This window comes from Nocardiopsis alba (genome assembly GCF_000710955.1).
Classification (GTDB): domain Bacteria; phylum Actinomycetota; class Actinomycetes; order Streptosporangiales; family Streptosporangiaceae; genus Nocardiopsis; species Nocardiopsis alba.
Genome location: NZ_BAZE01000003.1, coordinates 48,383 through 74,450, shown reverse-complemented (window position 1 = coordinate 74,450; position 26,068 = coordinate 48,383). Strand labels below are relative to the sequence as shown.

The window sequence follows — 26,068 nt, the reverse complement described above, 5'->3', positions numbered from 1 at the left end:
ACCGGATCAGCCGGTCATGTCGACCTCGACCTCGTTGCCGCCGTAGGTCTCGCCGCTCAGGCCCATGGTGGAGATCTCCGAGGGGTCGTCCACGTCGAACACGATGGAGACCTCGACGGGCTCGCCCACCTCCAGGTCGACGCTCATGGGCTCACCGTCGTAGGAGCCGGTGGCCTCGTAGTGCTCCTCGATGGCCTCACCGGAGTAGGTGTACAGGTGCTGCTCGTCACGCCAGAAGAAGAAGGCGAGGGAGTCCAGCGACTCCACCTCGAGGGTCACGACGACGAACTGGCCGGACGGGGTGATACCGGCGACGTCGGTGACACCCGTCTCGATGTCGGTGACGGTGTAACGGATGTCCTCGTGTTCGACGGGCTCGTTGAAACCGGGGAGGTCGGGGTTGGACCGCTCCGCGTTGCCCAGGCCGGTGCTGGTGTCGCCCGCGGCCGAGCTGCCGCCGCCCCCGCTGTTCCCACCGCCGTCACTGGTGCCGCCGGTATCGCCGCCGCCACCGTCGCCCTCGTTCCTGTCGGTGTTGCCGAAGACGAAGACGAGGAGGACGACCAGCACCACACCGATCACGAAGAGGCCGCCACAGCCCAGGCCGACCCACAGCCACGGCGAGGTCTTCTTCTTGCCGGGAGGAGGAGGGCCGTAGGGGCCTCCGGGCGGAGGGCCACCGTAGGGGTCGCCGGGCGGCATCCCTCCATAGGGGTCTCCGGGAGGTCCACCGGGCGGCATTCCCCCGGGCGGAGGACCGCCGGGCGGCATGCCTCCGTAAGGCCCACCGGGCGGAGGACCCATGGGGGGCTGACCGCCGTGCGGGGTCATGCCGCCGGGAGGCGGTCCCTGGTGGGGTCCGTTGTAGGGAGGCTGACTCATGGAGGTGCCTGGCTTTCTTCCAAGGTTGCTGTCGAACGGAGGGGGACTCGTGTCGGAGGACCTCCAGAACGTGAGGTCGTACGCCACTGTTGAGACGCGACCCGAGCCGGATCGGTTCCGAGAGGAACGACTGCCTACTGTGGGTGCATGGCACGACTTCTCATCGTTCACCACACGGTCTCGCCCGCGACCGCCGAACTTCTGGACGCGGTCCTGGACGGTGCCCGAAACGACGATATCGAAGGGGTGCGAACGCAGGTGAAGGCCGCTCTGGCCGCCACCCCCACCGATCTGTTGGAGGCGGACGCGGTGGTGCTCGGAACGCCCGCGAACATCGGCTACATGTCCGGAGCCCTCAAACACTTCTTCGACACGGTGTACTACACGGTCCAGGTCGACCATCGAGGGATGCCCTACACACTCTACGTCCACGGTGACAACGACACCTCGGGCGCGGTGCGTTCGGTGGAGACCATCGCCGAGGGGATGGGCTGGGAACGGCATCGGCCTCCGGTGACCGTCGTCGGTCGCCCCGGAGCGGAGGCACGGGAGGCCTGTTGGGAACTGGGCGCGGTCACCGCCCTGGCCGCGGTGGAGCACGCCGAACGTCGAGAGAGGTGAGGTCGTACGGGACGGCGGGCGCTCGAACGCGCGGAACAGGACGTCCGTGCGCGAGGGGTTCGAAAGCCTCCCTTTCCATTGCGGATCGGCAAGACTGTGTCAAGGGTTGCCAAGCGGGACGAGGAGGGCGGCGTGGCGTCGGGCCGTCCTCGGCGGGGGACCGCAGGATGGTCCTGGAGCGAGAGGGAGCCCTCCCGAGACGGCCCGGCCCCCTTCCGCGGCCGTCACCCCTCCCCGGAACACCGCGTGGCCGCTCACCGGCCCGAGATCGTCAGGTCGCGCGGTGCCTCATCACGATCGGCGCCCGTACCTCCTCGGTACGGGCGCCGATCCGTCGTTCGGGAGATCGAGGTCAGTAGCCCCGCCAGGCCTGCCGGTCCTGGTGGTAGCCGATGACCCGGGGATGCATCAGAGTGGACTCCTCCACGTCGCCCTCACGGCGGTCGGCCGGGAACACCTGAGAGGCCGCCAGTAGCGGCTCGTCCAGGAAACGCAGGTCGGGGACGTCCTCTGCCAGACGAAGTTCGGGGGCCTGCCCGAGGGTGCTCAGATAGAAGCCCCAGTTGCCGAAGGTGGGGACGTCCACGTTGTAGGGGGTGCTCCCGAACCCGGCCTCCTCCAGGGAGCGCCCCACGCTCCAGTAGGCGTCGGGGGCGAAGAACGGCGATCCGGCCTGGACGACCAAGCGGCTGTCGCCCTCCATCGCCTGCGCGATGAGGGAGTAGAACTCCACCGTGTACAGCTTCGAGGTGCCCACGTCGGTGCCGTCGGGCAGGTCGGCGATGACCACGTCGTAACGGTCGGTGTTGTCGCGCAGCCATTGGAAGGCGTCGGTGTTGATCACCTCCACGCGCGGATCCTCGAAGGAGTCGTCGTTCAGCTCACGGATCACCGGATCGGTGCTCGCCAGTTCGATCACGGCCGGGTCCAGGTCGACCAGGGTCGCCTTCTCGACGTCCTCGTAACGCAGGATCTCGCGCAGGGCCAGTCCGTCACCGCCGCCCAACACGAGCACGTTCTCGTGCGCGCCCGCCATCGCCGGGTGGATGAGCGACTCGTGGTACCGGTACTCGTCCAGCGTGGAGAACTGTAGGTCGCCGTTGAGGAACATGCGCGTGTCCACACCGTCCAACGACTGGGTGACCACGATCTCCTGGTACTCGCTCCGATCCGCGTAGACGATCGGGTCCCGGTACATGGCCTGTCGGGCGTCCACCTCGAAGCGTTCGGCGTAGTAGTACGCCAGGCTCAAGACCGTCACGATGGCGACGAGCCCCAGGGCCAGCCCCACATAGGCGACCCGGGTGAGCTCGGAACGGAAGAGCCACAACACGATCGCCACACCGACCACCGCGTTCAGCACACCCACCATGAGGGCGCCCTTGGGCAGCCCCAACAGCGGGAGCAACAGGAACGGGAAGGCCAGACCACCGATGAGTCCGCCCACGTAGTCGGCGGCGAACAGGTCCGCCACCGCCTCGGAGGCCTCCTGTTTGCGGATGCGCTGGATCAGGGTCATCAGCAGCGGGATCTCGATACCGATCAGCGTGCCGATGATGAACGCCAACAACACCAGCGTGGGCTGGTAGGCCGACGCGGACAACCAGGCGAAGGACCCGTACAACAGGAGGATCGACAGGCCGCCGACCAGCGAGAGCAGCCCCTCGACCACCGCGAACGACAATGCCGGGCGACTCTGGTAGCGCTTGGACAACAGCGAACCCACACCCATGGCGAACACCATCACCGACAGCACCACGGAGGCCTGGGTGATGGTGTCGCCGAGCAGGTAACTGCCGATGGCGACGAGCGCCAACTCGTACACCAGTCCGCAGGCGGCACAGATGAACACCGCGAGCAGTACGAAGAACCGGGCCGCGCGCGGCGGCACCGGAAGTCTCGTTCTCGCTGGGGCCGGGGTCTCGGTCACGGTACTGCTTTCTCGAGAAGGGACACGGGTACGGGGGCCGAGGTTCCTGTCATGACCTCGACCCCCGAGCGTCGATCAGGGCCCTGCCGTGGACGTTCTTCGAGGGGCACCGGTGGTGGGCGTCGGGAGGGCGCGGTGCCGTGGGCGCCCGTCGTGAACGGGTGACGGGTGTGCGGAGCGCGGGATCGGAGCGAACACGGATCAGGAGATGGCGGCGGCCACCACCAGGGCGATGGAGACGTGCGCGGTCGCGTTGACCCACGTCGCCGGGTGCCACTCGGCGGAGGAGATGATGTGGCTCACCTTGGCCGGCGTGAGCAGGTCGATCAGCAGGAAGGACAGCGCCATCACGACCAGGCCGATGAGCCCGAAGACGGCCGCCGAGATCAGCCCCGGCACCAGTCCGAGCTCGGAATAGCTGGACAGGATCGCCGAGACGACCACGATCGCCGATCCGAAGGTGTTGGCGGAGACCAGCAGGATGGCGTTCCTGTTCCGGTCCTCCCAGATCAACGTGTGGAGTTTGCCGGGCGTCAGCAAGTCGGTGATCAGGTAGCCGAGCAGCATGATGATCGTGCCGACCACGCCGTAACCCAGGGCGTAGAGGGAACTGGTGAGAATCTCGTCCATGGCCTTGTCCGTGTCGGGGGTGCAGGCGTCGGGGGGACGCGCAGGTCCCCCCGACACGGAAGACTACTGGCCTGATCTCGGGTTATTTACCGAAGCCGGAGCCGCCACCGCGGGTATCGCTGCCGCTTCCTCCGCTGTTGGAGTTGTTGCCGCCCCCGCCTCCGCCGCCGAAGAAGAAGAAACCTCCTCCGCCGCCACTGCTTCCACTACCGCTGCGCCCGTTGCAGTCATCGGTCGGCGAGGCGCTCGGGCTCGGACTGTTGCGCAGGTCGGACGTGGTGTTCTGACCGCTCGCTCCGGTGGTGCCGGTCGTGCTGGTCGTGGCCCTGTCACTGGGCCGTTCGCTCGGCTGACAGTCGGCGCTGTTGCCGCCCCCGCCGGAACAGGCGGAGAGCATGATCAGCAGGGCCGCGGCCCCGCCGACCGCGGCGAACTTCTGTCTCGGGGTGCGGGCCCCGTGGATCCGGGTCTTGGCCATGTCGGCCTCCTTCAGGGGGTCAGGGTCGTGGTCGTCGTCACCAGTTCGCCGCTCTGCGGATAGGCGTGCCAGGTACGCCAGCGCAGGGACGCCCCGCTGCCGGTGGTCAGGTGCAGCGCGGTGATCGCGAGGGGATCACCGGGGAAGGCGACGAGGAGCCCACCGGGGGAGTCGACGGTCCCGGCATGGACCTCCTCCACCCGATGGGCCAGTTCCGCGCGAGACAGAGACTCGACGACCGAGGCGAAGCGATAGTCGCCCACCCCAGGCAGGGGGTGCTCGGCGTTGTCGGGCAGCCGGCCGGGGAACCCCGGCAGACAGGCGACGGTCTCCACCAGAGTCCCCTCGTCCGACCCGAGGAGGACCTGGTGCGAGGCCCCGAGCACCCGGAGTTCGACCCTGGACCCCGCCACCTCGACGACGCGGGTGGCCAGGGGGACGATCAACGGATGCTCCAGGGACCAGATCAGGTCATCGGCCTTGGTGTCGATGAAGGGGGCGCTGATGCTCGCGCGCATGGGGGATCAGCTCCCGGGGAAGATCGTGAAGGTTCCGGCCGCGATCTTGGTCCCGGTGCTGACCTCCCAGTTGCCGTGGTCGAAGCGCTCGAAGGAGAGCAGCTTCCCGTCGTCGGACTCGTAGTCCGCGTAGTCCATGCCGCCCTGGGCCTTGAGACCGGTGGTGCCCTCGGAGCGGTAGGAGCCGGAACCCTTCTCCTCCAGCTTGTAGGTGACACCTTCGAGCTCGATGCTCTTGCCCTGGGGGACCATGGTCAGGTCGGGGCGTCCCGTCCACAGGGCCAGCTCGATGTCGGGGTCCTCCTCGACCGAGATCCAGCGCTTGCCGCCCTCGACCTCCAGGAAGTGCTCGGACCAGACATAGCCGCCCTCGGACAGACGCAGGGTGCCCCGGACCCAGGTGCGTTCGGTACCCCAGTCGATCATGTCGCCCGCCTTGAGAGCCCTCGGGTCACCGGCGGTGTCGGTGGTGGAGGAGGCGGCGAAGGGGTCCTGCGGCGGCGGGGGAGGGGTGTCCTGCTTCTGCGAGCGCGAGCGCTGCGTGTAGATCAGGACTCCGATCACGATTCCGACGATGAGAATCAGTAGGAGTAGGAGTTCGATCACCAGAGTTCCTCGTTTCGCGGAGAAGCACGTCTTTTGTTCCCGGGGCGGGTGACCCTACTGCCCGCTTTGACGCGAAGACAGGGGTTCTGGTTCCAGAAGAGGCCGGAACAGGCCAGGAGATGAACCCGAGGGGGAACTTTTCGTGTGGCCCATCGGTTGTTTATCGGTTCATTCTGTCAATATCGACGGTTTCGTCGGACCTCCGACCCCCCGTTCCCCCCTGAAAGGAGGGAGGCGGGAACGCGGACGGGGCCCGCGCGGCGAGCGCGGACCCCGAGACGAAGGGCCGTCGTGAGCGGATAAGCCCAGGTCAGGCCTGAGGATCGCCGGTCTCCAGAGGAAGCTCCTCGTCCCCGCCCCAACGACTCCACGATCCCGGATAGAGACGGACGTCGGTGAACCCGGCGTGTTCCAAGGCCAGAAGGTCGTGACAGGCCGTGACGCCGGAGCCGCAGTAGGCGACCACGGTGCGTGCGGAGTCGGCGCCCAGGGAGACGAAACGTTCACGCAGGGTCTCGGGGGAGGCCAACAGGCCCTCGGCGTCGAGATTGGCGGGCCACTCGGCGCTACGGGCCCCGGGGATGTGTCCGGCCCGGGCGTCCACGGGGGCCGGTTCGGCGCCGGTGAAACGACCGTACACCCGGGCGTCCAACAGCAGACGTTCCGAGGAGCCGAGGTCCTCGCGCAGGGTCTCGGTGTCGACGAGACGGTCGGCGGGCCAGGGGACGGTGGAACGGTGGACGGGATCCACGGAGACGTCCCCCTCCTCCCATTCCCCGGTCCAGGTCTGGAGGCCGCCGTCGAGGAAGGCGGCGGGCGTGCCCAGGGTGCGCAGCATCCACACCAGACGGGCGGCCACGGAGCCACCGGCGTCGTCGTAGACCACCACGGAGGAGTCGTCGCCGATCCCCAGGCGCCCCAGGGTTCGGGCGAAGTCGGCCGGATCGGGCAGGGGGTGCCGTCCCTCCTCAGGAGAGGCGGGCGCGGCGAGATCGGTGTCCACGTCGATGTGCACGGCTCCGGGGATGTGCCCCGCGAGATAGGCCTCCCGGCCCGAACGGCCGTCGAGGTACCAGCGGGAATCGACGAGGACGACCTCGTCACGGTGCTCGCGGAGCCGGTCGGCCGAAACGGCCACGGGCAGGGTCAGCGTCTGATCGGACATGGCCGACAGCTTAGTGAGGAGGGCGCGCTACGTGGTCGAGAACGAACCCTGGTCCCGGTCGGCCCGATGCACCTTGAGGATCCACCACAGCCCCAGGACCGGCAGCACCAACGGGATGAACATGTAGCCGCTTCCGAAGTGCGACCAGACCGTGTCCTCGGGGAAGACGCCGCTGGTGAGCTCGCTCAGGGCGCCCACCACGAGGACACCCGCCATCTCCACGGAGACCGACACCAGTGCCACCCGACGCGAGGTGCGGCCCGCGCGCGCCAGGCCGATCGCGGCGATCAGGTACACGATCCCGGCGAACACGGACAGCCCGTACGCCAGCGGGGCCTCTTCGAAACGGGTGGCCAGCTGGTAGCTCCCACGCGCCGTCGCGGCCAGGGCGAACACCGCGTAGACGGCGACCAACAGCCGCCCCGGGCCGGTGCGCAGGGTGCGGTCGGGGCGTTCGGTGACGTCTGCGTCAGACAACGGGACTCCACAGCTGCTCGATCCGGACCAGGAGGACGGGAAGGATGAAGCAGGTGAAGGCGATGACCGCGGGCCCCCACTTGCTGCGCTCCATGAACCCCCACACGGCACAGGCCGGAGGCAGGAGGGCGATGGTCGCCAGATAGGACACGACCATGACCATCTCGTCGGGTCGGTCCCCGCCGATCATGGCCGCGATCAGCACGCCGACCTGGGTCAGGACCAGGAGCCACAGGACCCCCATGCCGACCAGATGGGGGACCAGCATCGGCTGGTCGCGGAAGGTCGAGACGAGGCACCACACGGCCATCGCCAACGACACCATCTGAATGGTCATGGTCAGCCAGTCGACCACGCCGCCTCCGCTCGGGTCCTTCGTGGCGTCCGCCCATGTCGGCGGAGCCCGCACAAACTACGACAGACTGTAGTACAGCTCGACCAGTGCTCTGGAACGCCTCGGAAGGCCGATCTGACCTGCTGTTACGTAGAGAACACGGGCGGAGACCCGGAGGGGGTATCGAGCGCGAAGCGCTCCCGGTCGAAGGCCCCGGCGGCACGTTCGCGCCGCCGGAGCCCTCGACCCGGGGTCCGGCCTACACGTCGCCGACGAAGTAGACGGTCGGACGCATCCAGTCGGTCTCCGTCTCGTCGCCGACGCTCACCTCGACCTGGAGGTAGCTTTCCTCGGACGGAAGCTCACATCCGAAGTCGGCGGTCGCGCTCCGGTCCGCCATGACCGTGCCGGTGAACCCGTCGCCCAGCCCCTGATCGGTGTCGTGGATCGTCTCGCCGGTCCGGCCCTCCTCGCCGTACTGGCACTGGAGGTAGAACATCGTCAGATCGACGGCGCCGCCGGTGCCGTTCTGGATCTGGATGGTGAACCTCGCGTGCTCCATGTTCTCGGGGTAGGCCCATTCGCCACTGACACCCCGCTCGACGCCGGAGAGCTCGATGACCAGACCGTCGTCGAATTCGTAGGTCCCGCCGAGGTCCACCTCCACCTCGGAGGGCGAGTCCTCCGCCTCGTCGGCGGGCTCCGCCTCCGTGTCGGCCTCGGCGATGTTCGCGGTACGGTCCTCGGCCGGAGTCCCACCGGTACCGCACGCGGACGCGGCGAGGAGAGCCAGGAGGGCGGCGCTGGGAAGGGCGAGTCTCTGCATGGTGTTGCTCCGTCTCTCGTTCTCAGGGGGCGGCGGAGCGGGTGCCGCGGGGGGATGCCGACTGATGAGCGGGTCGAGCGGCTGTGCGCAGAGCGTAGCCCGTGGCGGAGGGCCGGAAGGGCGGTTTACCGGCCTCATGGCCACTCCTGGACACGAAAGGGCCCCGGCGGCACGCGCTCGCCGGGGCCCGGGGGAAGGATCAATCGACCTCGACCCTGACGGGCTCACGGGTCCCGAAGAACCCGCCCAACTCCACCTCGACGATGTCGACGTCGGCGCCGCTCACCGAGATCTGCCCCTCGACGCTCCCGCCCGGAGGCAGGGAACCGACACTGAAGTGGTCGATGTCGGCGAAGAGGGCCTCGCCCCAATCGTTCGCGGAGGTGCCGTCGGCGAGGATCGCCTGGAAGTAGATCGGGTTGATGTCGATGCTCTCGTCGCCGTTGTTCTCCACGGTGACGTCGACGACGGTGAACACCGCGTCGTCGATGGAGTTCTCGACGTTGCCCGCGAGCGAGGCGGTCATGACGATGTCGTCCTCCTCGGAGGCCGCCTCCGTCTCCTCGGCCACGGGGTCGGTCTCCTCGGGCTCTTCGGGCTCCGGGGCGGCCGAGGACGTCTCGGGCCGTGGCGAGGAAGAGTCCTCGGCCACCAGAGTGGCCACGAGGCCTCCGATCAGCAAGAGGACCAGCAGAACGACCGCGGCGGCGCAACCGATGCCGACCTTCGCCCCGGTGGACATGCCGGCCTTCGGGGGAGGAGGCTGCTGCCCGTAGGGCGGAGGGGCGCCGTACGGCCCCTGACCATAGGGGTCGGGCCCCTGGCCATAGGGCGGCTGAGAACCGTGGGGCGGCTGTCCACCGTAGGGGGGTTCGTGGCCGTGTGGGCCCTGGGGGTCGCCGGGGTGGGCCATGGTGCTGTCCGTCTCTCGGTAGCGGGGGGAGGGGGAGGCCGAGGAACCGACTCACACGACCGATGACAGAGCGTATCCGGTGACCTGAGGGTTTTGTGTGCTTCATGCCCGCTATGGCCGGTCCCGGACATGGGGAAGGCCCCGGGCGAAGGGGTGGATCGTCCGGGGCCTCGACGTTCGGTTCAACGGGGCCAGTAGAAGACGTCGGTGGTGGCCGAGGTGACCTGGGCGTCCGATTCGCCGAACTGGGCGATCCGGAAGCGCACGCGCCGTCCCTTGGCCAGGTTCCCCTTCCAGGAGTAGGTGAAGTGGGCCATGCCGCCCTGGTGGACGGGGCTGTTCTGCGGACGGTTGCGGGCGATCTTCCAGCCGCCGTCACCGTCGGGCTCGTACTCGGTCGCGCGGATCTGCACCTCGGCCCCGGGGGTGACCCCTTCGAGGACCACCCCGACGGACACGTCGTAGTAGGCGCCCTCCTTCTCCTCGACGCCCACCACGGCGTAGAACTCGCCGGTCTCGCCGTCGTGCCGGCTGTCGAAGGCCAGGCTCGCCCACTTGCCCGGCTCCAGGGTCTGGGACCCGCTCTTCTCGAAGCGGCGGTGCTGCGGCATGTCGTCGTCTCCTTCGGAGTCGTCGGGGGCTTTGGCGAAGGTGCCGTCCTGGACCATCCGGTAGGCCTTGTCGCCGGGGCAGGAGGTGGAGATGAAGTCGCGGTGCCCCAGCACGGTGCCCGCGATGGAGGTGTCGGGCTCCATCAGCCACTCGCGCAGCACACGGACCGCGTTGATCTGCTCGGGGGTGATGGGGTCGCTCGGTCCGGTGGCCAGCGTGCAGGAGTAGTGACTGGAGTTCCCGCCGGGCTGGGCGGCCTGAGTGCGGTACAGCCCGCGCCCCTCGATCACGTACCCGTGCGGACACGCCATGAACGAGTTCCCGGTGAAGTAGACCGTCCCCTCGCGTCGGGCCAGCCAGGTCCCGTCCGGGGTGGTCGGACACCAGATCCGCCCCTCATAGGTCTCCCTGCCGATGGTGAGGGCGTCGGGTGCGAGGGCCGTGTGGTCGGGATCGGTCAGGGTCAGACGGTAGCCGGAAGAGGTCCGGCGCACCACGCTCGCACGGCCGATCAGTACCGCTGACAGCCGGAAGGCCTCCGCGGACGCCAGGGAGGGCAGGGTCGCCGTGCCGGGGCCGTCGGGGGAGACGTCACACGCGGTCCGCAGAAACAGGGCGTGTTGTGATGCGGTGAGGGAGGAGACGAAGGCGAAGGTGGGGACCCCTCCTGGGGCCTGTTCGGAGAACTCCCACCGCTCCTCCGTTCGGTGTTCCGGGGCCTCGGGAAGCCCGGAGCAGGAACGAGCGACCGATTCGACGAGGTCGTCGTCCCACTTGGGCTCGGTGGGCAGTGCGGAACAGGGAGAGGCGAGGAGGAGACGATCCCTCCCGTTCAAGGTGCCACTGGTGGCCCAGGCCCGCTCGGCCCCGGCCCCCTCCGCGTGGCGTTCGACGGGCCAGCGGTGTTGGGCGGTGGTCAGGGAGGAGTGATCCCTGCCCTCCATTCGGATCAGTTCCCGTGGCATGGCGGGGAAGACGTTCACCGCCTGGAGCGGCTGCCATCGGGACATGCCCGTCTCATGGTCGAGGGTGAGGACGAGGTCTCCCTCGCGGATGTCGTGGAAGGTCTTCCACCCGTCCTCGGTGAGGATCTCGGTGCTCTCATCGACGCAGTAGCCGATGTCGGCCCAGCCGCGGGAGGGGCCGGTGTGGAAGTTGCGGGTGTTGCGCCAGTAGGTCAGGCAGGCGGAGTGGTCCTTACCGGCCAGTCCCTGGTCGGTGCTGTCGTAGTGGATGACGAGACCGGAGCGGGGGTTGGCTCGGGAGGCCGGGGAGGAACCCCACCCCAGATCGGACCTGGACACGTATTTCTTCGGTCGAGGCATACCTCCATTGTTCCCAACCGCGCCTTCTCTACGTAGTGATTCCATAACAATGGGCGATATGTCTTTAAGGTCGTTTCTTGGTTATGGGTCGAAGGTCCTATTCGGATGAACGGTGCGACCGGACTCCCGGCTCCGGCGGCACCATCGGTGTGGCGATGCGGGCGCGTCGCGAATCGGATGGGCGACGATGGAACGTCAGACCCCGCCCCTCGGAGGAGACCGTGCTCTCAGCCCATCACGTCGACGTCGTCCGGGAAGCCGAACGGACCCTCATGGCCCGTCTGCCCGAAGGCGCGCTCATGCGCCGCGCCGCCACGGGACTCGCGTTCCACTGCTCTCGCGCGCTTCCCCGTGTGTACGGCTCTCGGATCACTCTGCTGGTGGGGAGCGGGGACAACGGCGGGGACGCCCTGTACGCGGGGGCGGACCTGGCGGCCAGGGGCGCCTGTGTGCGGGTGGTGTCCGCGGGTTCTCGGATCCACGGGGGTGGTCGTGACGCCCTGCTGGCCGCGGGCGGTCGGATTCTGAAGGAGAACGCGGCCTCGTCGGAGGAGGTGTGTTCGGCCCTCTCGGGCGCCGACCTGATCGTCGACGGGCTGGTCGGTATCGGAGGCCACGGTGGCCTGCGTGAACCCCATGCCTCTCTCGCGGACCTGGCGGAGGCCTCGCCGGCGTTCGTGATCGCGGTCGACCTGCCCAGCGGGGTGGACGCCGATACGGGAGAGGTGGAGGGCGCCGCCGTCCGGGCGGACGCCACCGTCACCTTCGGCACGTACAAGCCCGGCCTGTTCGTCGACCCGGGGGCCGAGCGGGCGGGACGCGTCCACTTCGTCGATATCGGGCTCGCTCCGGAGCTTCCCGAGGCGGCTCTGCTCCGTCCACAGGCTGTGGACATCGCCCGAATGCTGCCGTCCCCATCGGTCGAGGACGATAAGTACCGCCGAGGCGTGCTCGCCGTCCGTGCCGGCTCCGACCGCTATCCGGGTGCGGCGGTCCTGTGCGTGGGCGGCGCCCTGCGCACCGGGGTGGGGATGGTCCGCTTCGGGGCGGGGGAGAACGTGCTGGCCCGAGTGATCGCCCGTTGGCCCGAGACGGTCGGCCTGCCCCTGGACCCGCTGGACCACACGGATCTGGGGCCGGGGCGGGTGGCGGCGGTCGTGGTCGGGCCGGGGAGGGGGACGCGTCCCTCCGACGCCGACGAGCTCCGGGCCCTTTTGGAGAGCGACCGTCCGGTGCTGCTCGACGCGGACGCGCTCAACCTGTTGGCGAACGACGGGCGTCTCACCGCACTGGTGCGGGAGCGCGAGGCGGATACGCTGCTCACCCCGCACGCGGGAGAGCTGTCCCGGCTGTTGTCGGACGTCGATCGTTCCGCGATCGAGGCGCGCCGTCTGGAGCACGCGGTCGAGGCGGCCTCCCTGTACCGGGCGACCGTGCTGCTGAAGGGGTCGACGACGGTGATCGCCCACCCGGGCGCCCCGTCGTTCGTCTCCCCGACGGGGACGCCGTTGTTGGCGACGGCCGGTTCGGGCGACGTGCTCTCGGGTGCGGCGGGGGCGCTCCTGGCCTCCGGACTGTCGGCCCGCGAGGCGGCCCTGTGCGCGGCCTACGTGCACGGACGCGCGGCGACGCTGGCGCACGACGGTGGGCCGATCAGTGCTTCGGATCTGTTGGAGGGGATCCCCCTCGCGCTCCGGGAGGTGCGTGCCGCCGGACGGCGTTCGCGACGGGGGTGAACGCCGTCGTCCGGATCGCTCCCTAGAGCCCGAGCCTCGCGGCGGCGTCCAGACCGCGTTGGACGATGTCGGTGATGAAGTAGTCGTCGGGCTCGCGGGCCTCGCGCAGGAGGGGGACACGGGAGTCGTCGACCCACATGAACTCGGTGTGCTTGCCCGCCTCCAGGGTCGGTCGTTCCAGGTCCCCCTCGACCCGGACCAGGTAGTCGACCTCGCGTCGGGTGACGCCGTCGCCCGGGTCCCAGTCGATCCGGTACAGCTCCTGGAGCACCTCGGTCAGGTGCCAGCCGGTCTCCTCGGTGATCTCCCGGGTGAGGGCTTCGAGCATGCTCTCCCCCTCTTCGACGTGGCCGCCGACGATGTCCCAGCAGTGGGGGAAGATCTTGCGGGTCCCCGAGCGGCGTTGGGCGAAGGCCTGCCCTCGCCCGTCGATGATCACGGCGGCGACCACCCGGCGTTCGCCGTCGTCGGTGGAGGGGAACTCGATCCCCTCGGCGACGTGCACGTTCATTCGGTCTCCTTCTCCTTGGTCCTGCCGCCGCGTCGGGGCAGGCGCATCGTCAACAGGCGGGCTCGGGGCGCCAGTCTTCCGGCCAGGTCGAAGACGGCCTCGGTCCGGGAGGCGTCCTCGTCGAGGACGGAGAACAGGTTGACCCCCAGGTAGAAGGTGAGCGCGCCGTAGGCGACCTCTCGGGCCGGCAGGAGGCCGCCGAGGGGGGATCCGCCCACCACACGCTCCCACTCGGCGGCGATGAAGTCGATCCAGGGTTCCGATCGCCGTCGGATCTCCTCGCGGAGTTCGGGCTTGGTGACGGCGGCGGCCACGAGCTCGGAGAACTCGGTGATGTATCCGCGTTCCAGGTCGGTCCGGTAGATGCGGGTGGCGACCTCCACGAGTTCTTCGAGGGTGCGCGCTCGGGAGGCCTTCTCCCGGTACATCGTCATCCGTTCGGCGCTGGAGCGGTCCAGGGCGGCCAGGAGCAGCTGGTCGACCCCGCCGAAGTGATAGAAGACCAGCGCCGAGTTGGCCTCCGCCCGGGTGGCGATGGCCCGTGCCGAGGCTCCGGCGTACCCCTCTTCTCTCAGGACCTCGCCCGCCGCCGTGAGCAGGCGTTCCCTGGTCTCCTCGCTGTTCTTGCGTCCGCCACCGCCACCTCTGGCCATGACCCTCCCCTTCACTAGACCTTCATCATACGGTTTAATCAAGTGATTAAATCGGTTGATTCAATCAGTCGGTCAAGTGTGAGGAGCCCTCATGGCGCACGTTCCCGACCCCCTTCCCGAGCACCCCGCCCCCGATCCCGGGACGGGCCGTGGAGCCTCGAAGGCCCGTTGGACCCTGTGCGGACTGTTGGTCCTGGTCGCCTTCCCCGCCCTGCTGTTCCTGCGGATCGCCGGATACGGAGGGCTGGACCAGACCGCGCTGTTCTACGTCGGGCTGCCCGTCGTCATCGCGCTGTCCGTGGTGCTGCTCGCCCGCCCCAAGAGCGCCGTCGGGGTGGCGGTGGCCGTCACCACCGTCCTCCTCCTGCTCTCCGGTCCGCTCCTCGGCGAAGGCCTGGTCTGCCTGGTCATCTCGGCGCCGCTGATCTACGGGGTGGTCGCGCTGGTGACCTGGATGTGCGTCTCCCTGTCCGGTCGGGACCCGTACGGCCCGCACTCCTTCATCGCCGTGCCGGTCCTGTTCGCGCTCACCCTGGAAGGGGTCGGAGGTCTCTCCCTGCTGCCCCGGGAGAACGTCGGGGCGGGGGAGGTCCTGGTCGAGGCGGCGCCGGAGCGGGTCGCCGCCGCGCTGGCCGCTCCGCCCGAGTACGAGCGGCCCGAGGCCGCGTTCCTGCGGGTCGTCCCCTTCCCGGAGCCGGTCGAGGCGGTCGGAGAGGGACTGTCCGTGGGGGACACCCGCCTCGTCCACTTCACCCCGCGCCGCTCCCTGGCCATCGGGGCCGAACCGACCCCGCGCTCCCTGGAACTGGAGATCGTGGAGAGCGAGGTGGCGACCGACGGTGGTCGTGTGGTCTTCGACGTCGTCGACGACACCGTCCTCGCCCGATGGATGGACCTGCGCCGGGCCACCGCGACCTGGACGCGCGAGGGCGACCGGACCCGGCTCGCCTGGGAGTTCGACTACGTCCGCACCTACGACCCGTCCTGGTACTTCGGCCCGGTGCAGGGGTACACGACCGACCTGGCCGCCGCCTACCTCGCCGAGACCTTCGCCACCGAGGCGGAACGATCCACCGGCGCCGAGGGGGTGGGTCGGCCGTGATCGCCGTCCCGTCACCCGAGGTCCCCGCCCTGATCGTCCGGGGTCTGGGGCTGTTCCTGCCGGTGGCCGCGGTGGCGGCGCTGTGCCTGTGGCGGGCTCCGGGGCGGCGTGAGATCGCGTCGATGATCGTGGCCTCCGGATGGGCACTGTGCACACTCGTCCCGTTGAACCTGTACGCGGTGCGCGTGGGCTGGTGGTCCTTCCACGTCGAGGGCGCCTCCTGGCAGGGGATCCCCGTGGACCTGCTGGGGGCCTGGGCGCTGTTGTGGGGCGCGCTGCCCGCTCTGGCGCTCCGGCTGCTGCCGATCCCCCTCGTCACCGTGCTCCTGGTCTGGGTGGACATGGTCCTGATGCCGCTCGCCGAACCCGTGGTGGTCCTGGGCGCGTGGTGGGTGCTCGGTGAGGTCGTGGGCGTGGCGGTGTGCCTGATCCCCGCGCTGACGCTGGCGTTCTGGACCCGTCGAGGGCTCCTGACCGGGGTCAGGGGCGGTGTCCAGGCCCTGTTGTTCCTCGTCCTCATGGTGGTTCTGCCGGTGTATCTGCTGGCCACGGCGCCGCCGGGGATCATGGCGCTTCTTCCCGGGCCCGACGGCCTCTCCTCGCCGGAGTACCCCGGCGCCCTCTCGGTCCTCGTCCAGCTCCTCGCCCTGGCCTGTCTTCCCGGGGTGGTCGCGGCCCGTGAGTTCGCGGTGGTGGGCGGCGGTACCCCGTTGCCCTACGATCCGCCCGCGCGGCTGGTCACCAGTGGCCCCTACGCCTACGTGCGCAACCCGATGCAGCTCTCCATGGCCCTGCTCTACCTGGTGGCGGGCGTGTTCCTGCATCCGGTCCTGTTCGTGGGGACGGCCGCCTCCCTGGTCTATGGGGCGGGGTTCGCCTCCTGGGACGAGGGCGGACGTATGCGCGAGCGCTTCGGCTCCGACTGGGAGGTCTATCGGTCCGGGGTGCGTTCCTGGATCCCGCGCCTACGGCCGTGGGAGGGGCGGGCCGAGGGCGTTCTGTACGTCGCGATGGACTGCGGTATGTGCCGGGGAGTGGGGAGCATGGTGGCCTCGCGCCGTCCCACGGCGTTGCGGTTGCGCCCGGCCGCCGAACATCCCGAGGTGCTGTACCGGCTCACGTACGAGAACGCCGCCGGCGACCGTTGGAGCGGTCTGGCGGCCTTGGCCAGGGCGATGGAGCATCTGCACCTGGGGTGGGCGATGGTCGGCTGGACCATCTCGCTTCCGGGTGTGCGCTGGACGCTCCAACTGTGCGCGGACGCCTTCGGGGCGGGTCCACGTCCTTCGAGACGGGAGTCGCCGACCCTGGCCGAAGCGGAGCGGGAACGGGAGGATGTCGATACCTGACATTCATCCACGAACGGTGAAAAAGCCCCTGAGGCGCATGTTCCGGCGGAGGCCTTCGCCGTTATGCTCGTTCGGGGCCGCACCGGCCTGGCGGGATCGCCGGACGGGGACGGCCCCGACGTGATCCCGCCCCCCGGCACGAGGAAGTCCATGGAAGAACAGGCGATGCTCGCGCGCGACCTCGTGCTGCGCGTCTGTGCCGGCCCCACCGAGTTCGACCCCTCCTGGGTGCGGGCCGGGGGCAAGGTCACGACCCCCTTCTCGGTGCCCAGGGACCGGGGGCTGGTCCAGGGGATCGTCGACGCCGGCCGGGCGATGGGCGTCGAACGGCTCCTGGTCTGTCGGACCCGGGCGGAGTTCTCCTACGACCCCGTCACCGAGGTCCCCCTCGACACCGACACCCTCATCGACCTCATCCGGGGCTGGGGGACCGGCCCCACCGATTTCCTGGTCTGCGTCGAGGACTTCTCCGCCGCCGTCCTGATCGCCGCTAACGAACTCACCGTGGCCGCCGGTCCGGCCGACTTCGTCCGTGAGATCGTCGGTTCGGACATCCCCGGGGTACGCGCCGAGTTCGCGGCCAAGGCCCGACGGACCAAACGCCCCGAACTCCTCGCCGCCGCCCAGCAGTACCACTGCGTCGAACCCGGGGCACGGCACTCGCGCAACCGGGGCCCGGGGCCGGACCTGCACGAACGTCTGACCCGCCGGGCCCAACGGGCCAGGGAGCGCTCCCCGGGGGCCGTCCGCTCCCTGAGGGCGCTGCGCGGCACCTGGGGTTGGCTCATGGTCGTGGTGCTGTTGGTGGCGCCGCTGACCGTTCCCGAACTGGGGCCCGCCCTGCCCGCGCTGGCCCTCACCTTCGTGCTGCTGTTCCAGCTGGCCTTCCTGGCGCGGTCCCGGACCGTCTCCTTCGCGACCCTGCTCAGAGTGGTCGCGCTGGGCGCGCTCCTGGTCTGGCCGGTCGCCCTGGCCGAGGCCTCGATCACCGCCCTCATGGGGCTGGACCGCTACCACGTGCTCGGCTACACCTACGTGGCCGTCACCCTGGAGGAACTGGCCAAACTGGCGCCGCTGTCGATCCTCCTCCTGGTGGCCCGCCACCGGGTGCGTCGGCTGGCCGCCGTGGACTTCCTCCTGCTGGCCGCGGCGTCCGGCGCCGGCTTCCAGCTCGCCGAACGGCTGTTCACCGAGATCCAGGCACCCACCCTGGGCTCCGAGAGCCTGTTCCTGCCCGGAGGCAGCACGATCCACGACACCGAGGGCGCCGTCCTCGCCGTCTTCTCCGGGCACGCCGTGGTGACCGGGTTGATCGGTGCCGCCCTCGGACTGGCCATCGTCGGACGCAGGTACGGCGGAGGGCTGTGGGCCCTGCCGGTGGTGGCCTCGGCCCTGGTCTACCTGGAACATCTCCACTTCAACGCGCTGCTGGCCGCCGGCGCCCTGGACCCGGTCTCCACCTTCCTGCACCGGATGATGGGCGGCGGGGCCCTCACACCGTGGCTGTTGCTGCTGGCCCTGATCTGCGCGGTCGTCATGGACCATCGTCTGATCGCCTCGGCCGCGGAGAGCACACCGCCGCTGCCGGGCAGGGCCCCGCTCGCCCGGATGCGGCGTCGCGCGCACGGGCGTTCGGTGTCCACACGGGTGCGGGTGCCCGCCGACATCGCCCCGCTGTTCCGGCGTCTGGCGTTGTTCTGGGGGGACCTGCCGGTCACCCTGGCCACCACGCTGACCGCCATCGCGCACGAGGGCGCCACCGTGCTCCGGGCCGCCCGACGAGGCCCCACCGCGCTCTGCGACACGCTGCGTTTCCTGCGACAGCGTCGTGCCGACGCCATGGGCGAGGCGCGTTCACAGGGGCGGAGCCGACGCCGTCACCCCACGGGGGAGGAGCTCGATACCCGGGCCCGCGACCTCTCCCTGAGGCTGGGGTTGGCCGGCACCGCCACCGGGGCGGTCATCGTGGCGGCGACGCTCCTGCTCGCCCTGCCCGGCGCCGTCCTGTTCTGGTCGGGGACGACGGTCGAACCCGCCGGTCCCGCCTACGCGGTGGTGGCGGCGGACCACTTCCAGAACTGGCTGGCCCGCGCCGGTACCGCCGGAACGGTCTGGACGGTCCTGGTCGGGGTCGCGCTGCTCGGCCTGCTCACCATGGGCAACGGCGTGCCGCACGCCCATCCCCGGATGGGCGAGTTCCTCCGCGCGCCCACGGCCAACACCGGGGCGATCCTCGGCATGCTCGCCCCCGGCCAGGTCGGTTACGCGTTGCTGGGTCTGGTCGGGGTGCTGCTGCCCCGCGGGGTGGATCGACTGCTCACCCGTTGAGCCCCTCCCGCTCCGGGGCGGGAGCCTCGGCGATCCCCAGCGGGGGACGGAAGACCCGCACCTCGGGAGGGGTGCCCTCGTACGGCTCCACCCGCACCCGCACCAGCTGGCCCGTGCACCCCTGACCGAGCGAGGAGGTGCCCTCGTCCACGGTCAAGACGTTGGGGTTGCCGTGCGCACAGGTCACGTCGGTCCCGGACGGGTCGTACCAGGAACCCGTGGAGAGCTGGACGATCCCCGGTCGCAGGGCGTCGTCGACCACCACACCGGCCAGACAGGAACCGCTCGGCCCGCACACCCGCGCGACATCCCCGTCGGACACACCCGCCTCCTCGGCGTCCTCGGGGCACATGCGCAACGGCGCGCGTCCCGCGACCTTGTGGGCGACGCTGTGGGCGCCCATGTCCTGCTGGCCGTGGAAGCGTTCCTTCGGTTGGTTGGCGATCAGTACCAGGGGGAGTTCCTCCGCCGCGGCCTCGTCACCCTCATCGTGGCCGGTCACCGCGGGCCCGGGGAGCCACACCGGGTGTCCCGGGCAGTCCTCGTAGCCGAACGAGGCGATCGTCTCCGAATAGAGCTCGATCCGGCCGCTGGGAGTGCGCAGCGGTCGCCCTTCCGGGTCGGCGCGGAAGTCGCCCAGAAGGGCCTCGTCCTCGACCCGGCCGGGGATCTCGATCCGCCCGCGCGCCCAGAACCCATCGAAGTCGGGGACGTGGAGGTCACGGCGGGCCAACATCGAACGCCACCGTTCATAGGCCAGACGCAGCCACTCGCCGGAGGTCCGCCCCTCGGTGAACCGGCCCCGGACCCCGAGCCGCTCGGCCAGGTCGGCGTAGGTGTCGTACTCGTCACGGGCCCGCCCGTGCGGCGATACCACGCGGGGCATCGCCCGCAGGGTCAGGTCTCCCTGGCTCGCGGCCATGTCATCGCGTTCCAGCGCCGTGGTCGCGGGGATCACGATGTCGGCGTGCCTGGCCGTGGCGGTCCAATGCGTCTCGTGCACCACCACCGTCTCCGGACGGCCGAACGCCCTGGTCAACCGGGCCAGGTCCTGGTGGTGATGGAAGGGGTTTCCGCCCGCCCAGTACACCAGGCGGATGTCGGGGAAACGGCGGCGCTCCCCGTCGTAGTCGTAGGACAGGCCCGGGCCCAGCAACATGTCGGAGATCTTGGCGACCGGAATGAACGAGTCGACCGGGTTGTCCCCCTGAGGCATGCGCGGCAGCCCTACCGGGGTGGCGCCACCGCCGTAGTTGCCCATGGAACCGTAGCCGGAGGCGAACCCGCCTCCGGGCAGGCCCACCTGTCCCAGACAGCAGGCCAGGGCCAACCCCGCCCACAGAGGCTGCTCGCCGTAGCGGGCCCGCTGAAGCGACCAGCCCACGTTCACGAGGGTGCGCCGCTCCGTCATCCGCCGGGCCAGGGAGCGCAGCTCGGCCGCGGGGACCCCGCTCACCGACTCCGCCCATTCGGGAGAACGTTCCACCCCGCCAGGGGCGCCTCGCTCGTCCCGTTCCCCCATCACGTAGGCGCGCAACCGGTCGGCGCCCACCGTGTACCGGTCGAGGAACCCGATGTCGGCCAGCCCCTCGTCGAACAACACGTGGATCAGCGCCAACAGCACGGCGGTGTCGGTCCCGGGACGTGTCCGGATCCAGGAGCACTTCAGGTCCTCGGGGGTGTCGTCGCTCAGCGGAGAGACGGACACGAACTCCACCCCGGCCTCGGCGGCGGCGCGCATGGCCGGGCCCGCCGTCTGGAGGGCCCGCCCCCCGGAGGCGATCCACGTGTTGGACAGGCGCAGACCGCCGAAGCTCACCAGCAGTTCGGTGTGCTCCCCGATCCGTTCCCAGGAAGGGGCCCGGTGCAGCAGGTGATTGGCGCCCCGGGTGCCGATCAGTCTCGGGAACAGCACCTCCAGCGCGCCATGGCTGTAGGTGGTGCGCGAACGCGTGTACCCGCCGATGCTGTTGAGGAACCGGTGGAGCTGGCTCTGGGCGTGATGGATCCGACCCGCGCTGCCCCAGCCGTAGGAGCCGCCGTAGATCGCCTCGTTGCCGTGGGAGGTGCGCACACGGTCCAGCTCGGCGGCGAGCAGGTCCAGGGCTGTGGACCACTCCACCTCCACGTACACGTCGTCGGGGTCGCCGCGACGCGGATCCGGCCCGGGGCCGTGCTCCAACCAGCGACGACGCACGGCCGGCCGGGCCACACGGGTGCGGTGGTGCTGGGCCGCGGGGGTGTTGGCCATCACCGGGGACGGCGCCGTGTCCTCCGGGTTCGGACGGACCCCCACCACACGGTCGCCCTCGACCTCCACCTGGAAGGCGCCCCAATGGGTGCTGGTCGGGTGGAACGTCGCGGACATGTGCACTCCCCGTATGGTCCTCGGTCCCGCGTGCCCCGGGCCCGGGGCACACTCTACGCACCGCACGGTGCGATGATGATCGGCGCGGGCCCGATCCGGGACCGGAGATCGCGCACAGTGGACGGAGCGGGGACACACCATGACGGAACCGAGGTCGAGGCGGTCGGTGCTCGCCGTACCGGGATCCAACCCCCGGTTCGTCGAGAAGGCCCGGGGACTGGACGTCGACGCCTTCTTCCTGGACCTGGAGGACGCGGTCGCCCCATCGGAGAAGGAGGCCGCCCGCGCCGGCGTCGTCAGAGCGCTCGAGGACGGGGGATGGGACGGCAAGGTCCGTTCCGTGCGGGTCAACGACATCACCACCGAGTGGGCCTACCGCGATGTCATCACCGTGGTCGAGAACGCCGGAGCCCACCTGGACACCCTGATCCTGCCCAAGGTGACCGCCGCCCGCGACGTGCACTGGCTCGACACCCTGCTCACCCAGATCGAGCGCGCCGTCGACCTGCCCGTCGGCCGGATCGGCATCGAGGCGCAGATCGAGGACGCCCGAGGCCTCACCGCGGTCGAGGAGATCGCCGCCGCCTCCCCGCGTATGGAGACCCTCGTCTACGGGCCCGCCGACTTCATGGCCTCGATCAACATGAAGAGCCTGGTCGTGGGCGAACAGCCGCCCGGCTACGACACCGGCGACGCCTACCACCACGTCCTCATGCGCATCCTCGTGGCCGCCCGAGCCCACGGACTCCAGGCCATCGACGGCCCCTACCTCCAGATCCGCGACGTCGACGCCTTCCGGAGGGCCGCCGGTCGCACCGCCGCGCTCGGCTTCGACGGCAAGTGGGTCCTGCACCCGCTCCAGGTCGAGGCGGCCGGTGAGATCTTCGCGCCCTCCCAGGAGGACTACGACCACGCCGAACTCATCCTCGACGCCTACGCGCACGCCACCACCGTGGACCGTCGGGGCGCCGTCATGCTGGGGGAGGAGATGCTCGACGAGGCCTCTCGGAAGATGGCCCTGGTGATCGCCGGCAAGGGGCGGGCCGCCGGGCTCCGCCGCACCCGTACCTTCGACCCCGGTACGTGAGTCTGACCTCACGGGGCACACGCCGTTCCCAAGCCGCTCTTACCGCTCTCTCACCAAGGTGGGAGAGCATGGGGCCATGGAAAGCACCGCCACCGTTCTGATCGCCGACGACGATCGGGCCATCAGGGAGTCCCTGGAACGCGCTCTCCAATTGGAGGGGTACACGGTGCGCACGGTCGCGGACGGTGTCCAGGCCCTGGCCGCCGTCCACGCCGAACCCGTGGACCTCCTCGTCCTGGACGTCATGATGCCCGGGGTCGACGGCCTCGGCGTGGCCAGGGTCCTGCGCGCCGAGCACGATCGCACCCCCATCCTGATGTTGACGGCCAGGGTGGAGACCCCCGACCGGGTGGCGGGGCTGGACGCCGGTGCCGACGACTACCTGGCCAAACCCTTCGAACTCGACGAGCTCCTCGCCCGCCTGAGGGCCCTGCTGCGCCGGGCCGCCCCCATCACCGAGGACCTCGACGGAGAGGCGCCGCTGCGGGTGGGCGAACTGCGGCTGGACGCTCGGGCGCGCCGCGTCTGGCGCGGCGAACGCGAGGTGGAGCTGTCCAAGACCGAGTTCGACCTGCTCGAACTGCTCATGCGCAACGCCGGGATCGTCCTGGACCACGCCACCATCTACGACCGGATCTGGGGCTACGACTTCGGCCCCGAGTCCAAGAACCTGGCGGTCTACATCAGCTACCTGAGGCGCAAGCTGGAGGACGGTGGTCCCCCCCTGATCCAGACGGTGCGGGGCGTCGGGTACACGCTCCGCCAGGGGTGAGCCGGGTGTCCGCCCCGCGCGAGACCTCCGGAGACCACGGCCGACGTGTCCTGTTCGCCCCGGGCGACTGGCGGCTGGGCACCCGCTTCGCCGTCCTGTTCGCGGCGGTCGCGGTCGTCACCATCGCCCTGGTCGGGACGCTCGCCTACAGCACGGCCGCCGCGCTCATCCGGGCCGACGCCGAGAACGAGTTCGACTCCGCCGTGCGGAACCTGTCGCGCCAGCTCGTCATCTCGGCCCAGGACAGCCAGGACGTGCAGGAGAACCGGTTCGCCTTCCTGGCCCCCGGCAGCCTGGACGCCCAGGTGCTCGGCCCGGACGGCAGCTGGGCGCGTCTGCTCGCCAACCGGCACGAACTGTCCTCCTTCCACCCCACCACGGAGGACCTGGAGGTCGCCCGCACCGACGAGCCCGGGGTGGTGCGGACCCGGGAACAGCAGGTCCACGACCAGGAGTACCGGGTGGGCACCGTTTCCCTGGGGGACGGCCGGGGCGCCATCCAACTCCTGCAACGCCTCTCGCCGGTCGAGCAGATGATCGGCAGACTGGCCACCCAGATCCTGTGGGTGGGGCTGTTCGTCGCCCTGTGCGCCGCCTCCGTCGGTTGGCTGGTCGGCCACCGCATCACCGGCCGCCTGGTGCGTCTCACCGACGCCGCCGAGTACGTGAGCTCCACCGGCCGTCTGGACCCGGTCACCACCGAACGGAACGGGGGGAACGGAGGGAACGGCACCCCCGAGGAACCCGGCCACGACGAGGTCGGCAGGCTCACCAGCGCCTTCAACGCCATGCTCGCCCGACTGGCCCGGTCCAAGGACGAACAGCGTCGCCTCGTCCAGGACGCGGCCCACGAACTGCGCACACCGCTCACCAGCCTGCGGACCAACGTCCAGGTCCTGGGCCGGGTGGACCGACTCTCGCCCGACGGTCGCCAGAGACTCATCGACGACCTCCAGGGAGAGACCCGGGAACTCACCGACCTGGTCAACGAACTGGTCGGGCTGGCCACCGGCAACCATGAGGACGAGGCGCGCAGCCCCGTCGCGCTCGCCGACGTCGCCACTCGGGTCGCCACCCGTACCCGACGACGCACCGGCCGCGAGATCCTGGTCGACGCCGACGACAGCGTCGTGTGGGGACGCCCCGGGGCGTTGGAACGGGCCATCGCCAACCCGCTGGAGAACTCGGCCAAGTTCGACGAGGCCGGGGCCGCGCCGATCGAGATCCGGGTACGTCAGGGCGTGGTCGAGGTGCTCGACAGGGGGCCCGGAGTGGACCCCGCCGAGATCGACCACCTCTTCGAACGCTTCTTCCGGGCGACCGTCGCCCGAGGCCTGCCCGGTTCGGGTCTGGGGCTCTCCATGGTCCGGGAGATCGCCCACGATCACGGAGGGCGGGTCTTCGCGCGCAACCGCGAGGGCGGCGGTACCGTGATCGGCTTCCAACTGCCCCTGTACCGGCCGCCCCAGGACGAGGGGCCGACCGAACAGGGCTAGGAGGCCACCGGGCGGCGGGCGGCTACGTCGTACCCCTCTGCGCGGGGACGATGGCGCCCGCCCGCCGATAGATGGCCTCGAAACGCTCCAGGGAGTCCTCCAGGCGGTGCCGCTCGGCCATCGATCGGCTGTGCTCCCCCAACCGGGCGCGCACGGCCTCGTCCGAGACCACCGCGTCCACCCGTGCGGCGAGCTCGATCGGCGAACCCGGCGGGTACAGGTACCCGTTCCGGCCCTCCTCCACCAGGTGGGGCAGGGCCATGGCGTCCACGGCCACGATCGGAAGGCCACTGGCCATGGCCTCCAAAGTGGCGATGCTCTGTAGCTCGGCGGTGCCCGCGATGGTGAACACGTCGGCGCAGCGATACACGTCCGGCAGATCCTCGTGCGCCACGAACCCGAGGAACACGACCCGGTCCGCCACGCGTTCGGCCTCGGCGAGCTCCTCCAACCTGCCCCGATGAGACCCCTGCCCGGCCAACGCCAACTGGACGTCGGGCGCGTGGGCCAGGGAACGGATCAGCTCGTCGGCGTTCTTCTCCTCGTCGAGCCGGCCCACGAACAGCATCGTCGTACGGTCGGCCAGCCCGAAGCGGCCCCGCAGCCGACGGCGCTCGGAGACCGTCGATCGCGCGGGAAGCGGATGGAAACGGTCCAGATCGATCCCGCAGGAGACCGGTTCGACCGGCCGCGCGAACCCCTGATCCAACAGGAGACGGGCCGCGGCCGGGGTCGGCGTGGTCACGTGTTCGACCCTCGACAGCACCCGACCCAGATCCCACCAGGCCAGCCGCGCCGTATACGGGCGCAACGGACGAGGGACCCGCAGATGGTCGAAGAGGTTCTCCGGCATGAAGTGGTTGGTGGCGATCACCGGAACGTCGTGGTCGTGCGCGGCCCGCGCGAGCATCCGACCGATCAGGAAGTGGTTCTGGATGTGCACCGCGTCCGGACGCAACCGCTCCAACAGCCGATCCAGATGGCCCCTCACCCCCGGCGGCAACGCCAGCCGCACACTCTCATGGGCCAGGGAGGGCATGGACCTGAGACGGTGCTCGATCACGCCGTCCCGCACCACCACGTGCGGAACACCGGACGGCGACGGGCACAACAGGTGCACCTCGGCCCCGCGCTCGACCAGCCCTCGGGCTAGCCTGGCGGTGAAATACGCGGCGCCGTTCACATCAGGCGGATAGGTGTCGGTCCCGATGAGGACTTTCGTGCCGTGCCTTCCCCGCTCCGCCCGGATCCGTGCCGGACCGGTGGGGGACTGCTGCGCGAAGGACGTCGACATACCGGTTTCTCCTGGGGCGTCGAGCGGCTGGCCCGTGCTCCGGTCCGATGAGGAT

General features: G+C 70.1%; 24 protein-coding genes. 8 read left to right on the top strand and 16 right to left on the bottom strand.

Annotated features, from left to right (window positions below; translation table 11 throughout):
- Nucleotides 1-6: 6 nt before the first annotated feature.
- On the bottom strand, nucleotides 7-702 hold the full coding sequence (locus tag TR33_RS06010; protein WP_017536233.1) for a DUF4352 domain-containing protein: 696 nt from the start codon (nucleotides 700-702) through the stop codon (nucleotides 7-9).
- 327 nt (nucleotides 703-1,029) lie between these two features.
- Between TR33_RS06010 and TR33_RS06005 the strand changes: the two genes are divergently transcribed.
- Nucleotides 1,030-1,503 carry a flavodoxin family protein gene (locus TR33_RS06005; RefSeq protein ID WP_014912391.1) on the top strand — a complete coding sequence of 158 codons (474 nt, stop codon included), beginning with the start codon at nucleotides 1,030-1,032 and terminating at the stop codon, nucleotides 1,501-1,503.
- A gap of 352 nt (nucleotides 1,504-1,855) precedes the next feature.
- Here TR33_RS06005 and TR33_RS06000 read toward each other — a convergent pair whose 3' ends face one another.
- The 11 genes from TR33_RS06000 to TR33_RS05950 form a co-directional block, all read right to left on the bottom strand.
- Nucleotides 1,856-3,433, bottom strand: coding sequence for a polyamine aminopropyltransferase (locus TR33_RS06000; RefSeq protein ID WP_014909503.1), 1,578 nt, complete (start codon nucleotides 3,431-3,433; stop codon nucleotides 1,856-1,858).
- A gap of 201 nt (nucleotides 3,434-3,634) precedes the next feature.
- Nucleotides 3,635-4,063, bottom strand: coding sequence for a DUF350 domain-containing protein (locus TR33_RS05995; RefSeq protein ID WP_014908387.1), 429 nt, complete (start codon nucleotides 4,061-4,063; stop codon nucleotides 3,635-3,637).
- Between the two features lie 82 nt (nucleotides 4,064-4,145).
- Nucleotides 4,146-4,541, bottom strand: a complete 396-nt coding sequence (locus TR33_RS05990) for a hypothetical protein (RefSeq protein WP_042282081.1) — start codon at nucleotides 4,539-4,541, stop codon at nucleotides 4,146-4,148.
- A gap of 11 nt (nucleotides 4,542-4,552) precedes the next feature.
- A complete protein-coding gene (locus TR33_RS05985; RefSeq protein ID WP_042282078.1) occupies nucleotides 4,553-5,059 on the bottom strand; it encodes a DUF2617 family protein in 507 nt (168 codons plus the stop codon).
- 6 nt (nucleotides 5,060-5,065) lie between these two features.
- Nucleotides 5,066-5,665: a DUF4178 domain-containing protein gene (locus tag TR33_RS05980; RefSeq protein ID WP_014913547.1), complete on the bottom strand. Its 600-nt coding sequence runs from the start codon at nucleotides 5,663-5,665 to the stop codon at nucleotides 5,066-5,068.
- Nucleotides 5,666-5,975: 310 nt separating this feature from the next.
- Entirely contained in the window at nucleotides 5,976-6,830 is an 855-nt protein-coding gene (locus TR33_RS05975) for a sulfurtransferase (protein ID WP_042282075.1), read from the bottom strand.
- Nucleotides 6,831-6,857: 27 nt separating this feature from the next.
- On the bottom strand, nucleotides 6,858-7,307 hold the full coding sequence (locus tag TR33_RS05970) for a hypothetical protein (RefSeq protein WP_017536229.1): 450 nt from the start codon (nucleotides 7,305-7,307) through the stop codon (nucleotides 6,858-6,860).
- The gene (locus TR33_RS05965; RefSeq protein WP_014913268.1) at nucleotides 7,300-7,662 is read right to left on the bottom strand and encodes a hypothetical protein; all 363 of its coding nucleotides are present in this window, start codon (nucleotides 7,660-7,662) and stop codon (nucleotides 7,300-7,302) included. Before TR33_RS05965 ends, TR33_RS05970 begins: the two co-directional genes overlap by 8 nt.
- Before the next feature lie 238 nt (nucleotides 7,663-7,900).
- Nucleotides 7,901-8,467: a hypothetical protein gene (locus TR33_RS05960; protein ID WP_042282073.1), complete on the bottom strand. Its 567-nt coding sequence runs from the start codon at nucleotides 8,465-8,467 to the stop codon at nucleotides 7,901-7,903.
- Nucleotides 8,468-8,666: 199 nt separating this feature from the next.
- A complete protein-coding gene (locus TR33_RS05955) occupies nucleotides 8,667-9,380 on the bottom strand; it encodes a DUF4352 domain-containing protein (RefSeq protein WP_042282071.1) in 714 nt (237 codons plus the stop codon).
- Nucleotides 9,381-9,562: 182 nt separating this feature from the next.
- Nucleotides 9,563-11,296, bottom strand: coding sequence for an N-acetylmuramoyl-L-alanine amidase (locus TR33_RS05950; protein WP_042282069.1), 1,734 nt, complete (start codon nucleotides 11,294-11,296; stop codon nucleotides 9,563-9,565).
- A 242-nt stretch (nucleotides 11,297-11,538) separates the two neighbouring features.
- Here TR33_RS05950 and TR33_RS05945 point away from each other — a divergent pair, with 242 nt between their 5' ends.
- Entirely contained in the window at nucleotides 11,539-13,053 is a 1,515-nt protein-coding gene (locus TR33_RS05945) for an NAD(P)H-hydrate dehydratase (RefSeq protein ID WP_199806108.1), read from the top strand.
- A gap of 22 nt (nucleotides 13,054-13,075) precedes the next feature.
- On the opposite strand, the gene TR33_RS05940 is transcribed toward TR33_RS05945, so the two are convergent.
- Together TR33_RS05940 and TR33_RS05935 are read right to left on the bottom strand one after the other, a co-directional pair.
- Nucleotides 13,076-13,564 (bottom strand): NUDIX hydrolase, encoded by a 489-nt coding sequence (locus tag TR33_RS05940; protein ID WP_042282064.1) that lies wholly within the window; start codon nucleotides 13,562-13,564, stop codon nucleotides 13,076-13,078.
- Nucleotides 13,561-14,217 carry a TetR/AcrR family transcriptional regulator gene (locus TR33_RS05935; RefSeq protein ID WP_042282063.1) on the bottom strand — a complete coding sequence of 219 codons (657 nt, stop codon included), beginning with the start codon at nucleotides 14,215-14,217 and terminating at the stop codon, nucleotides 13,561-13,563. Before TR33_RS05935 ends, TR33_RS05940 begins: the two co-directional genes overlap by 4 nt.
- Before the next feature lie 91 nt (nucleotides 14,218-14,308).
- On the opposite strand from TR33_RS05935, the gene TR33_RS05930 reads away from it, so the two are divergent.
- The 3 genes from TR33_RS05930 (at nucleotide 14,309) to TR33_RS05920 (ending at nucleotide 18,996) form a co-directional block, all read left to right on the top strand.
- Complete coding sequence (locus tag TR33_RS05930; protein WP_042282059.1) at nucleotides 14,309-15,319, top strand: hypothetical protein; 1,011 nt, start codon at nucleotides 14,309-14,311, stop codon at nucleotides 15,317-15,319.
- Nucleotides 15,316-16,668, top strand: a complete 1,353-nt coding sequence (locus tag TR33_RS05925; protein WP_042282058.1) for a phospholipid methyltransferase — start codon at nucleotides 15,316-15,318, stop codon at nucleotides 16,666-16,668. Before TR33_RS05930 ends, TR33_RS05925 begins: the two co-directional genes overlap by 4 nt.
- A gap of 150 nt (nucleotides 16,669-16,818) precedes the next feature.
- A complete protein-coding gene (locus TR33_RS05920; RefSeq protein WP_042282599.1) occupies nucleotides 16,819-18,996 on the top strand; it encodes a PrsW family intramembrane metalloprotease in 2,178 nt (725 codons plus the stop codon).
- On the opposite strand, the gene TR33_RS05915 is transcribed toward TR33_RS05920, so the two are convergent.
- Nucleotides 18,986-21,364: a molybdopterin-dependent oxidoreductase gene (locus TR33_RS05915; RefSeq protein ID WP_199806107.1), complete on the bottom strand. Its 2,379-nt coding sequence runs from the start codon at nucleotides 21,362-21,364 to the stop codon at nucleotides 18,986-18,988. The genes TR33_RS05920 and TR33_RS05915 overlap by 11 nt on opposite strands.
- A 139-nt stretch (nucleotides 21,365-21,503) precedes the next feature.
- Between TR33_RS05915 and TR33_RS05910 the strand changes: the two genes are divergently transcribed.
- The 3 genes from TR33_RS05910 to TR33_RS05900 all read left to right on the top strand — a co-directional run bounded on the left by TR33_RS05910 (nucleotide 21,504) and on the right by TR33_RS05900 (nucleotide 24,719).
- Nucleotides 21,504-22,451 (top strand): HpcH/HpaI aldolase/citrate lyase family protein, encoded by a 948-nt coding sequence (locus TR33_RS05910; protein WP_026125312.1) that lies wholly within the window; start codon nucleotides 21,504-21,506, stop codon nucleotides 22,449-22,451.
- A 76-nt stretch (nucleotides 22,452-22,527) separates the two neighbouring features.
- Nucleotides 22,528-23,223 carry a response regulator transcription factor gene (locus TR33_RS05905; protein ID WP_017536218.1) on the top strand — a complete coding sequence of 232 codons (696 nt, stop codon included), beginning with the start codon at nucleotides 22,528-22,530 and terminating at the stop codon, nucleotides 23,221-23,223.
- Between the two features lie 5 nt (nucleotides 23,224-23,228).
- Nucleotides 23,229-24,719, top strand: a complete 1,491-nt coding sequence (locus TR33_RS05900) for a sensor histidine kinase (protein WP_042282054.1) — start codon at nucleotides 23,229-23,231, stop codon at nucleotides 24,717-24,719.
- Between the two features lie 22 nt (nucleotides 24,720-24,741).
- Here the strand turns inward: TR33_RS05900 and TR33_RS05895 are convergent, their stop codons facing one another.
- A complete protein-coding gene (locus TR33_RS05895) occupies nucleotides 24,742-26,013 on the bottom strand; it encodes a glycosyltransferase (RefSeq protein ID WP_042282051.1) in 1,272 nt (423 codons plus the stop codon).
- Nucleotides 26,014-26,068: the final 55 nt, after the last annotated feature.

Excerpts from the sequence above, each read along its gene's own strand:
- TR33_RS06010 (WP_017536233.1), bottom strand. The coding sequence starts at position 702 with ATGCCGCCCGGCGACCCCTACGGTGGCCCTCCGCCCGGAGGCCCCTAC.
- TR33_RS05920 (WP_042282599.1), top strand. The coding sequence starts at position 16,819 with ATGGAAGAACAGGCGATGCTCGCGCGCGACCTCGTGCTGCGCGTCTGT.
- TR33_RS05985 (WP_042282078.1), bottom strand. The coding sequence starts at position 5,059 with ATGCGCGCGAGCATCAGCGCCCCCTTCATCGACACCAAGGCCGATGAC.
- TR33_RS05940 (WP_042282064.1), bottom strand. The coding sequence starts at position 13,564 with ATGAACGTGCACGTCGCCGAGGGGATCGAGTTCCCCTCCACCGACGAC.
- TR33_RS05975 (WP_042282075.1), bottom strand. The coding sequence starts at position 6,830 with ATGTCCGATCAGACGCTGACCCTGCCCGTGGCCGTTTCGGCCGACCGG.
- TR33_RS05905 (WP_017536218.1), top strand. The coding sequence starts at position 22,528 with ATGGAAAGCACCGCCACCGTTCTGATCGCCGACGACGATCGGGCCATC.
- TR33_RS05935 (WP_042282063.1), bottom strand. The coding sequence starts at position 14,217 with ATGGCCAGAGGTGGCGGTGGCGGACGCAAGAACAGCGAGGAGACCAGG.
- TR33_RS05955 (WP_042282071.1), bottom strand. The coding sequence starts at position 9,380 with ATGGCCCACCCCGGCGACCCCCAGGGCCCACACGGCCACGAACCCCCC.
- TR33_RS05910 (WP_026125312.1), top strand. The coding sequence starts at position 21,504 with ATGACGGAACCGAGGTCGAGGCGGTCGGTGCTCGCCGTACCGGGATCC.
- TR33_RS05960 (WP_042282073.1), bottom strand. The coding sequence starts at position 8,467 with ATGCAGAGACTCGCCCTTCCCAGCGCCGCCCTCCTGGCTCTCCTCGCC.
- TR33_RS06005 (WP_014912391.1), top strand. The coding sequence starts at position 1,030 with ATGGCACGACTTCTCATCGTTCACCACACGGTCTCGCCCGCGACCGCC.
- TR33_RS05990 (WP_042282081.1), bottom strand. The coding sequence starts at position 4,541 with ATGGCCAAGACCCGGATCCACGGGGCCCGCACCCCGAGACAGAAGTTC.
- TR33_RS05995 (WP_014908387.1), bottom strand. The coding sequence starts at position 4,063 with ATGGACGAGATTCTCACCAGTTCCCTCTACGCCCTGGGTTACGGCGTG.
- TR33_RS05930 (WP_042282059.1), top strand. The coding sequence starts at position 14,309 with ATGGCGCACGTTCCCGACCCCCTTCCCGAGCACCCCGCCCCCGATCCC.
- TR33_RS05895 (WP_042282051.1), bottom strand. The coding sequence starts at position 26,013 with ATGTCGACGTCCTTCGCGCAGCAGTCCCCCACCGGTCCGGCACGGATC.
- TR33_RS05915 (WP_199806107.1), bottom strand. The coding sequence starts at position 21,364 with ATGTCCGCGACGTTCCACCCGACCAGCACCCATTGGGGCGCCTTCCAG.